Annotated in this window: 10 protein-coding genes; 1 reads left to right on the forward strand and 9 read right to left on the reverse strand. The window is 63.3% G+C overall.

Going from position 1 to position 8,850, the window contains the following annotated elements; translation table 11 throughout:
* The 9 genes from gntA to ABIV12_RS06905 all read right to left on the reverse strand — a co-directional run.
* On the reverse strand, positions 1–684 hold a 684-nt coding region (gntA, locus tag ABIV12_RS06865; protein ID WP_348057600.1), incomplete at its 3' end, for a guanitoxin biosynthesis heme-dependent pre-guanitoxin N-hydroxylase GntA.
* A gap of 227 nt (positions 685–911) precedes the next feature.
* Positions 912–2,204, reverse strand: a complete 1,293-nt coding sequence (locus ABIV12_RS06870; protein WP_348057602.1) for an adenylosuccinate synthase — start codon at positions 2,202–2,204, stop codon at positions 912–914.
* Positions 2,205–2,409: 205 nt separating this feature from the next.
* Complete coding sequence (locus tag ABIV12_RS06875; RefSeq protein ID WP_348057604.1) at positions 2,410–2,595, reverse strand: DUF2065 family protein; 186 nt, start codon at positions 2,593–2,595, stop codon at positions 2,410–2,412.
* A gap of 3 nt (positions 2,596–2,598) precedes the next feature.
* Complete coding sequence (gene hflC, locus ABIV12_RS06880; protein ID WP_348057606.1) at positions 2,599–3,459, reverse strand: protease modulator HflC; 861 nt, start codon at positions 3,457–3,459, stop codon at positions 2,599–2,601.
* A complete protein-coding gene (gene hflK / locus ABIV12_RS06885) occupies positions 3,459–4,520 on the reverse strand; it encodes an FtsH protease activity modulator HflK (RefSeq protein WP_348057608.1) in 1,062 nt (353 codons plus the stop codon). Before hflK ends, hflC begins: the two co-directional genes overlap by 1 nt.
* A gap of 205 nt (positions 4,521–4,725) precedes the next feature.
* Positions 4,726–6,090 carry a ribosome rescue GTPase HflX gene (hflX, locus tag ABIV12_RS06890; RefSeq protein WP_348057618.1) on the reverse strand — a complete coding sequence of 455 codons (1,365 nt, stop codon included), beginning with the start codon at positions 6,088–6,090 and terminating at the stop codon, positions 4,726–4,728.
* Positions 6,091–6,168: 78 nt separating this feature from the next.
* Entirely contained in the window at positions 6,169–6,468 is a 300-nt protein-coding gene (gene hfq / locus ABIV12_RS06895; protein ID WP_348057610.1) for an RNA chaperone Hfq, read from the reverse strand.
* Positions 6,469–6,600: 132 nt separating this feature from the next.
* A complete protein-coding gene (miaA, locus tag ABIV12_RS06900) occupies positions 6,601–7,563 on the reverse strand; it encodes a tRNA (adenosine(37)-N6)-dimethylallyltransferase MiaA (RefSeq protein ID WP_348057612.1) in 963 nt (320 codons plus the stop codon).
* A gap of 93 nt (positions 7,564–7,656) precedes the next feature.
* Positions 7,657–8,220 carry a response regulator gene (locus ABIV12_RS06905; protein WP_348057614.1) on the reverse strand — a complete coding sequence of 188 codons (564 nt, stop codon included), beginning with the start codon at positions 8,218–8,220 and terminating at the stop codon, positions 7,657–7,659.
* Between the two features lie 202 nt (positions 8,221–8,422).
* On the opposite strand from ABIV12_RS06905, the gene ABIV12_RS06910 reads away from it, so the two are divergent.
* The coding region (locus tag ABIV12_RS06910) for an alcohol dehydrogenase catalytic domain-containing protein (RefSeq protein WP_348057616.1) at positions 8,423–8,850 on the forward strand (428 nt) is incomplete at its 3' end.

Consider the following 8,850-nt stretch of genomic DNA (forward strand, 5'->3'; position numbering starts at 1 on the left):
GCCCGCTGCAGTCGAGGAAAAAGGACATTGCCAATCGGCGGCGACTTCCCGACCGCTGTATTGGCGCGCCTCGGAGGCCACTCCATGTCGCGCAAGCATCGGATTGACGGACCCGCTGCAGGCAGCATCGCGCGCGGCAATCGTCTCGCGCAATCGCTCGTAACGCCCATCCGCGCGCAACGTCTCGAACTGGCTGTGCAGATTGAACACCAGTGCTGCACATGGAAATCTGCGCATCGGTCGACTTGCCTGCGGATGGAGTCCGACGACGTAGAACGCCCGTCCTCCGACGCTGTAACTGAACTGCGTGGATCGGGGGTCCGCACTCACGCGCGGGTCCCAATGGTGATGCGTCGCGTCGATCACGTGAAACGCGCGAAGCCGGGCCCACAGCACGCGTTCGAATTCCAGCTCGTCGAGAAGCGGTGTTGCCTCGTACAACACCACCGCCGAGATGAAGACGTCGTCGTCGGACGTCGTCGCCGCAAACGCCTGCAATTGCTCGACAACCATGCAATCGGAGCGCGGATCGCGAAGATCGCCTCCGGGAAACACCTGCAATCTGCCTTGAGCGAGCGCCGCTTTCGCTCCGATGCAGGGAAACACACGCTCTTCGATGCGCATGCGGAATCTGCGCAGTTCCGGCATATCGACTGCCGTGGTGACGGAGGAATAACGAGCCATCCCCTGAGTTTGACCCGATGCTCTGTACGCAACATGAGCAGTCGTCCCAGCGTGAAGCTGACGGCCAGCACGCATACAGTCGCCATGCGGCGCCGGATCGGCGCGTCGCTTTCCCACTCCTCTAAAGGTTACCCCACCGACAGCGGCACCCCGATGGCGCACGCGTCGGCGCGCCACGGCAATCAACCCAGATTCGATCATCCAGGCTTGGGAGCGCGGGTCACCCCTCAGGCAAACGGATCGCGAAGAACGATGTTCGCGTCGCGATCGGGACCAGTCGACACGATCGCGAGCGGACATCCGGCGAGTTCCTCCAGCGCCCGCAGGTATGCGCGCGCCGCGGCCGGCAGCTTGTCCCACTCGGTGATGCCGGCGGTGGATTCACTCCAGCCGGGGAATTCCAGATACACCGGCGTGCACTCGTCCCAGCCAGCGGCGTCGAGCGGTGCGTACTCGGTCCGCTTGCCACGATATTCGTACGCAATGCAGATGTTGAGCTTGTCCATCCCGTCGAGGATGTCGAGTTTGGTGATGCACAACCCGCTGATGCCGTTGATCGCCACCGCCCGCTTGAGCGCAACGATGTCGATCCATCCACAGCGTCGCGGGCGTCCGGTTGTGGCACCGAATTCCTGCCCGCGCGTGCGGATGCCCTCGCCAATCGCGTCGTCCAGTTCGGTCGGGAACGGCCCGCTGCCGACCCGCGTTGCGTACGCCTTGGCGATGCCGAGCACGTAGTCGATCGCATCAGCGCCGACGCCGGCGCCAGCGAGCGCCCCGCCGATCGTGGTGTTGCTTGAAGTCACGTACGGATAGGTGCCGTGGTCGATGTCGAGCAACGCGCCCTGCGCCCCTTCGAACAGAACGCGTTTGCCCTGTTTGCGCAGTTCGTGAAGGATCCCGGCGACGTCCGACTTCATCGGCTGCACGTAGTCGCCGAATGCGAGCGCCTCGTCGTAGGTTTGCTGGAAATCGATTGCTTCGCCGCCGAAATATTTCGTGAGGACGAAGTTGTGATAGTCGAGCGCGGTGCGCAGCAGTTCGGCAAGTTGCTCGGGATAATGCAGGTCGGCGACGCGAATGCCCCTGCGCGCGACCTTGTCCTCGTAAGCCGGACCGATTCCGCGACCCGTCGTTCCGATGGCCTTGCCGCCAGCCTTTTTCTCGCGCGCCTGATCCAGCGCGATGTGGTACGGCATGATGAGCGGCGCAGCAGGACTGATCTTCAGTCGCGAGCGGACTTCGATGCCGTTCGCTTCGAGCTCGGCAATCTCCTTCTGCAACGCGGCCGGACTCAGTACCACGCCGTTGCCGATCAGGCACAACGCGTCGTCGCGCAGGATGCCGGACGGAATCAGATGCAAAACGGTCTTTTTGCCGCCGATGACCAGCGTGTGACCCGCGTTGTGGCCACCCTGGAAACGCACCACCGCGCCAATGTCCTGCGTCAGTAGATCGACGATCTTGCCCGTGCCTTCGTCGCCCCATTGCGCGCCGAGGATTACGACTGACTTGCCCATGTTGTTCTCGCTCGGTCTGGTGAGGTCTGAGGTGAAAGAGACGCGGTCTTCGTGACCATGACAGCCGCCGTGGGATTCGCGGCAGACTCCTGCGAACACTCAAGTCCGCGGTGTTTCGCCACTGCATTTCCGCTGTCGCGGGTCCGACGTCGGCAAGCCGATCGTGTGGCGCAACACGCGCCGCGTCGATGGGCAGCTTCGCGCATCAGCGCAGGATCTTCAACAGAATCAGTCCTGCACCGATCATGCCGGCGCCGATCATTCGCAACGTGCGCGAATCCAGCTGTCGCACCTGTTCGGCCATGCGTTTCCAGCCATCCGGCAGCGCGAAGAGGAGCAGGCCCTCCAGCACCAGCACGAGGCACAGGGCCGCGGCCAGGTCACCGGCCACGGACTATTTGCTGTCTTGCAGGTAATGCAGGAATTCGGACTTCTGATCCAGAACCAGCGTGCCATTCGGGATTGCGAACGCATCACGGTAGGCTTCGAGGCTGCGGTAGAACGCAAAGAACTCCGCGTCCTTCCCATACGCCGACGCGTAGGTCTGCGACGCCGCGGCATCACCCTCGCCTCGCGTCTTCTGCGCATCCCGGTAGGCTTCGGCATTGATCACCTGAACTTGCCGATCGGCATCCGCCCTGATCGTCTTCCCCGTCTCCGAACCTTCCGCGCGCAGCTGGTTGGCCACCTTCTTGCGCTCGGATCTCATGCGTTCGTAAACCGAGCCGATCACGGTTCCGTCTTCGGGCAGATCGATCCGCTTGATGCGCAGGTCGATCACCTCGATGCCCATGCCTTGCGTCTTCTGGTTCACCTCGAGAACGAGATCCTTCGCGAGGTCCGCGCGGCCGCCTGCAACGAGCTCGCGCAGAGTGCGCGAATTGATCGCGGTACGAAGGCCTTCCTTCACGATGGGCGCCACCCGGGCCTGCGCGAATTTCTCTTCACCGGCCACCGTGACGTAGTACTTGCCCGCATCGACGATGCGCCATTTCACGAAGAAGTCGATGTTGACGTCCTTCTTCTCGGAGGTGAGATAGCGCTCGGGTGGCGACTCCAGCGTGAGCACGCGCTTGTCGAATCGCTTCACCTGCTGGAGCAGCGGGAGTTTCACGTGAAGGCCCGGCGCGTAACCGGTCCGCACGATGCGACCGAACTGCAGCAGGATCGCCGTCTGGCCCTCGTTCACGACGAAGGCGCTGTTCGCGGCGATGAACACCGCGATCAGCACGATGATGAGGGAGGCAAAACGCATCAGTGTTCTCCTCGCGCGGAATCGGGTGCAACCACGGTCACGCCCGCAACACCAGGACTCGCTCCGTGCTCGGCAGTTCCCAACGGCATCGACAGCACGTTCTTGCCCGACGACAGATCGATCACCTTCGGCGTATTCCCGATCACTTGTTGCATGGTCTCGATATAGAGCCGCTTGCGCGTCACATCCGGTGCCGCGCGATATTGCGCCTCGACAAGATTGAACCGCTGCGCATCACCGTCGGCGCGCGCGATGCGCTCGCTCTTGAAACCCTCGGCCTCCGCTCTTACGCCGGCCGCATCGCCGCGCGCTTCAGGGACCACCTTGCTGGCGTAGGCTTTTGCTTCCTCTTCGATCTTCTGCTTGTCCTGCAGTGCGCGGCTCGCATCGTCGAACGCGTCCTTCACTTCCTGCGGCGGGCGGACGTTCTGGAAATTGAGCTCGGTCAACGTGAGGCCGGTGTTGTACTGGTCGAGCGTTGTCTGCAGCAGTTCTTTCGCTTTCACCATCAACTCGGCACGCTGGCCGGAAAGGATCGTGTCCATGTCGCTGTTGCCGATCACCGAGCGCACCGCGCTCTCAGCCGCCTGGCCGAGCGTCTGGTCGGGATCGCGCACGCCAAACGAGAACACCTGCGGATTGCTCACTTCATACTGCACGTTGAAGTCCACCAGCACGATGTTTTCATCGCGCGTCAGCATGCGCACCTGATCTGTGGTCTGCTGAACGCCGATGTTGACCTTGCTCACCGATTCGATCGGGCGCGGAAACTTGAAGTTGATGCCGGGCATCAGCAGGCGCGAAAACTGGCCGAACCGAAGCACAACTCCGGTTTCGCGCGCGTCGACGCGCACCACGCTATCGATCGCGAACCACGCGATCAACACGCCGATCACCGCGATACCAGGCCCACCGGCGCCGCTGCCGAAGACGCGATTGAAAAAATCCTTCGCGCGCCGCAGCAGTGCGTCGAAATCGGGCAACGGATTGCCACCTCCACTGCCACTGTTGTCTTTCCACGGGTCGCGCTGCTTGCCGCTGCCGGGTTCATTCCATGCCATCGTTGTACTTCCTCGATCTCGCCGTTACGCACGCGGGCAAACGGCCACGCCAGGATTGGATGAAAGTGGAGGGTTCGGTCGTCGCGTCAACGACGCGACGGAAGTGCCGTCGTCGGACGTTGTCACTCGATTGTAGGTAGGGCTATGGATGGGGGCAAGCAAGACGCCGTGCACGGCGCGCGCCGTTCACCTTGGCGCATGCCGCTCACGCTTCAACGAACTCGCAGCCCAGTCGTTCTCGCAACCATTCGCCGTCGCCGTTCGGCAATCCGAACAGCGGTTCGATGAGCGCGCGCGGTGCGTCGATCTGGATCGTCCACCCCTCCTCGTCAGCACGTTCGTTGGCGACCAGGCCTTGCGCATGCAGCCTCGCGCGCAGACGACCCGCACTTGCCGGCAACTGCAGTTCGGCGCTGACACGCGCGGAACCGAGCCGTTCTGCGATCGCGGCGCGCAGACCTTCGATGCCGCGACCCTCGACCGCCGACACCCACGCGCGCGGCGTTCCGCCCGCGTCAACACGATCCACGCGCGCCTCGATCAGCGACAGCGCTGCCGCGTCGGAGCCCTCGTGGACATCGCCGACAACCACATTTGTCGTGACGAGGTCGATCTTGTTGTAGACCAGCACCTGCGGCAATTCGTCCGCGCCGATTTCCACGAGAACCGCCTCGACGTCGGCGATGCGCTCGTCGCGCTCGGGGTCCGACGCGTCGATGACGTGCAGCAGCAGATCGGCATCTTTCGCCTCCGCCAGCGTCGATCGGAACGCCGCGACGAGATCATGCGGCAGGTCACGGATGAAACCGACGGTATCGGCGAGCACGAGCGGACCACAATCGAGTCCGTCGAGACGACGCAGCGTCGGGTCGAGCGTCGCGAACAGCTGGTCGGCCGCATACACGGTCGCGCCGGTCAGCGCGTTGAACAGCGTCGACTTGCCCGCGTTGGTGTAACCGACCAGCGCAACCACCGGCAACGCGTTGCGCTGGCGCGAACGGCGCGCAGTCGCCTGCTGGGTTTCGACCTTTTCCATGCGCTTCTGGAGTTGCTTGACCCGGTCGGCGAGCAGCCGGCGATCGAGTTCGAGCTGCGTTTCACCGGGCCCGCGCAACCCGATCGAACCACCGCGCTGGCGCTCCAGATGGGTCCAGCCGCGAATCAGCCGCGTGGACATGTGCTTGAGCTGAGCCAGCTCGACCTGCAGCTTGCCTTCGTGGGAGCGGGCACGCTGCGCGAAAATGTCGAGAATCAACCCCGTGCGATCGACCACACGGCACTCGGTCAGCGCTTCGAGGTTGCGCTCCTGCACCGGACTCAACGTGTGGTTGACGAGGATCAGGTCCGCTTCGAGCGCATGCCGGTGCTGGCGCAGCTCTTCCGCCTTGCCAGTGCCGACGAAGTACTTCGGATTGGGCCGGTCGACGCGCGCCGCCAGGGTACCGACGACCGTCGCGCCGGCGGAGCGGGCCAGCTCGGCGAATTCCTCGAGCGCACGCGGGTCATTGTGGCCGGGCGCCTGTGGCAACAACAGCAGAGCCCGCTCGCCTTTTTTCGATCGTTCGAACAGCGGAGTCACCTTGGTCGTGGGTCCCCTTGAATGCGTCCGTCACCGGCGGATTCAAGGCGGTCCACGAGTTTACCGGACTCAGGCAGCGCTATCGTCCGGTGCGTGCGCATCGCCTGATGCCGATGCGGGAGGGAGATCGACGCCGTGCTGCACGCCATCCGGCCCGGTCACACGCACGTTGCGCGACGGCACCACCGTGGAAATCGCGTGCTTGTAGACCATCTGGCTGACGGTATTGCGCAGCAGCACCACGAACTGGTCGAAGGATTCGACCGTTCCCTGCAGCTTGATGCCGTTGACGAGATAAATGGAGACGGGAACGCGCTCGCGTCTGAGCGCATTGAGAAACGGATCCTGCAACGACTGCCCCTTGGACATGGTCTTCTTCTCCGGCAACGAAATCGGAATCGGTAAAGTCACAACGCCCCCGCGCTGTGCCGATTCAAGGTGAGGTGGTCCTTTGCGCGATCTTAACGATTTGTTCCTGCAAAGAAAATGCCCGGGAGCACACTATCGCCCGCGCGTGGTGCTGGTTGGCAGGAACTGCGTCACCAAATCGCCAACCACGTGGACCAGCGCGGTCTGCTCGGGGTCGAACCATACCGCGTCCACCTCACTGCGCAACCAGGTGATCTGGCGTTTGGCGAGCTGGCGGGTGGCGAAGATCGCATGGTCGCGAAACGTCGCCGCATCAATGTCCCCGTCCAGATGCGACCATGCCTGCCGGTAGCCCACCGCGCGCATTGCCGGCAGATCTGCGTGCAGTGCGGGATCGGTGCGGAGCCGACGCACCTCATCGAGAAATCCGTCCGCCAGCATTGCATCGAAACGCATCGCGATGCGCGAATGCAGAATCGCGCGATCCATTGGAACCAGTGCGATCTTCAGCAGTCGCCATGGAAGCTTTTCATTCAAGCCGCCCTGAAGGTCGGACAGCGGCCGCCCGGTCAACGTGATCACTTCCAGCGCCCTCTGCAGCCGTTGCGTATCGGACGGTCGGATTCGATCCGCCGCTTGCGGATCCGCTTCGGCAAGTCGCGCGTGCAGGGCCACCCAGCCGATGCGTCCGGCTTCGGCAACCAGCCTCAGACGCAGCGCAGGATCCGCCTGCGGCAGCGGTGACAGCCCTCGCTCCAGCGCGCGGAAATAGAGGCCGGTTCCGCCGACGAGAAGGGGAACCCGGCCGAACCCGGAGATGTCACGCATCTGCAGAAGCGCGTCCGCACGGAAATCCGCTGCGGAATAGGGACTCGACGGTTCGCGGATGTCGATCAGCCGGTGCGGGTATCGCGCAAGCGTTTGCGGATCCGGTTTGGCCGACCCGATGTCGAGCCCCCGATACACCAATGCGGAATCGACGCTGACCAGATCAAGCGGAAATCGGTCGGCAAGCGCACAGGCCAGCGCCGTCTTGCCCGATGCGGTCGGACCCATGAGGACAATCGCGGGCGGCCGTTGATCGGTCAGGGGCATGGGCAACTCCGGACCGGCATAGACGCGGATGCGCGCGCGTTCAGAGTCGGCTGGAACGGGACGACGTCGGCAGGCGGTGCGCGAATCCGCAGCTCACGACGCCGATGTGGGAGCGGGTACCGGCTCCGACGTGTCCACACCGCGCATGTTGAGACGCTTCGGAAGCAGGGTCGTGTCGAGAAGGCCCTCGATGCGCGCAAAGACTTCCGAACGCGAGAACGGCTTTTTCATGAAGTCGTCGGCACCGATTTTCTGCGCATAGAACTGCTCGGTCGCCTGTTCGTTGCCGCTCATCATGATGATCGGAATGTCACGTGTCGGACCTTCGCGACGAAACTGGCGCAACGCGGCGAACCCACTCATGCCAGGCAGCACGATGTCGAGAAAGATCAGATCGGGGAGTTCGGCATTCGCCACTTCGATGCCTTTTTCGGCATCCAGTGCTTCGAGAACGATGTAGCCATTCTGTTCAAGCATGCGGCGCAGCACCGCGACAATTGTCGCTGAATCGTCCACGACGAGCACGCGCATGCCGTCGCGGGCATTGAGGCGCGGCTTGCCCCGACGCTGCGACTGCGCCGATTGCGAGGCAGTCTTCGCGCGCGGCGCAGGATTCGACGACCCGAACCAGCGCCTCAAAGTCTCCAGAATCTTCATGAGTGGCCGCCCCCCGACGCGCCAATGACCACCGGGTATTTTCGGTGTTGGGGGCCCTGCTGACAAGTCGGAAGCTGATTGATCCGCAACATCCAACCCTTATACACCTCCGGCGGCGGCTGAAACTCTCGGCCGGTCACGAGGCCGGAACGTATAATCGCGGCAGTCGCGCCCATTCCGTGGCCGTCCGAGCGAGTCAACGATGACGCAGATGATGAAGGCGCTGGTCAAGCGCGAAGCCGCGCGCGGGATCTGGATGGAACATGTGCCGGTACCCGAGATCGGCCCGAACGACGTGCTGGTCAAACTGGAGAAGACCGCGATCTGCGGCACCGATCTGCATATCTACAAGTGGGATGAGTGGTCGCAGCGCACGATCACTCCAGGTCTCGTGATCGGCCACGAGTTTGTCGGGCGGATCGTCGACATCGGCAACGGGGTGCGCGGCTACACCGTCGGTCAGCGCGTATCGGCCGAGGGCCACGTCGTCTGTGGCGTCTGTCGCAACTGCCGCGCAGGCAAGCAGCACCTGTGTCCAAACACCGTCGGGATCGGCGTCAGCCGCAACGGCGCGTTTGCCGAATACGTTGCGGTGCCTTCGTCAAACCTGTGGCCGATCCCGGACCAGAT

This window comes from Dokdonella sp. (genome assembly GCF_039926425.1).
Taxonomy (GTDB): domain Bacteria; phylum Pseudomonadota; class Gammaproteobacteria; order Xanthomonadales; family Rhodanobacteraceae; genus Dokdonella_A.

Bases quoted from the DNA above. Each gene is read 5' to 3' on its own strand.
- ABIV12_RS06870 (WP_348057602.1), bottom strand. From the start codon at position 2,204: ATGGGCAAGTCAGTCGTAATCCTCGGCGCGCAATGGGGCGACGAAGGC.
- hflC (WP_348057606.1), bottom strand. From the start codon at position 3,459: ATGCGTTTTGCCTCCCTCATCATCGTGCTGATCGCGGTGTTCATCGCC.
- hflK (WP_348057608.1), bottom strand. From the start codon at position 4,520: ATGGCATGGAATGAACCCGGCAGCGGCAAGCAGCGCGACCCGTGGAAA.
- hfq (WP_348057610.1), bottom strand. From the start codon at position 6,468: ATGTCCAAGGGGCAGTCGTTGCAGGATCCGTTTCTCAATGCGCTCAGA.
- miaA (WP_348057612.1), bottom strand. From the start codon at position 7,563: ATGCCCCTGACCGATCAACGGCCGCCCGCGATTGTCCTCATGGGTCCG.
- ABIV12_RS06905 (WP_348057614.1), bottom strand. From the start codon at position 8,220: ATGAAGATTCTGGAGACTTTGAGGCGCTGGTTCGGGTCGTCGAATCCT.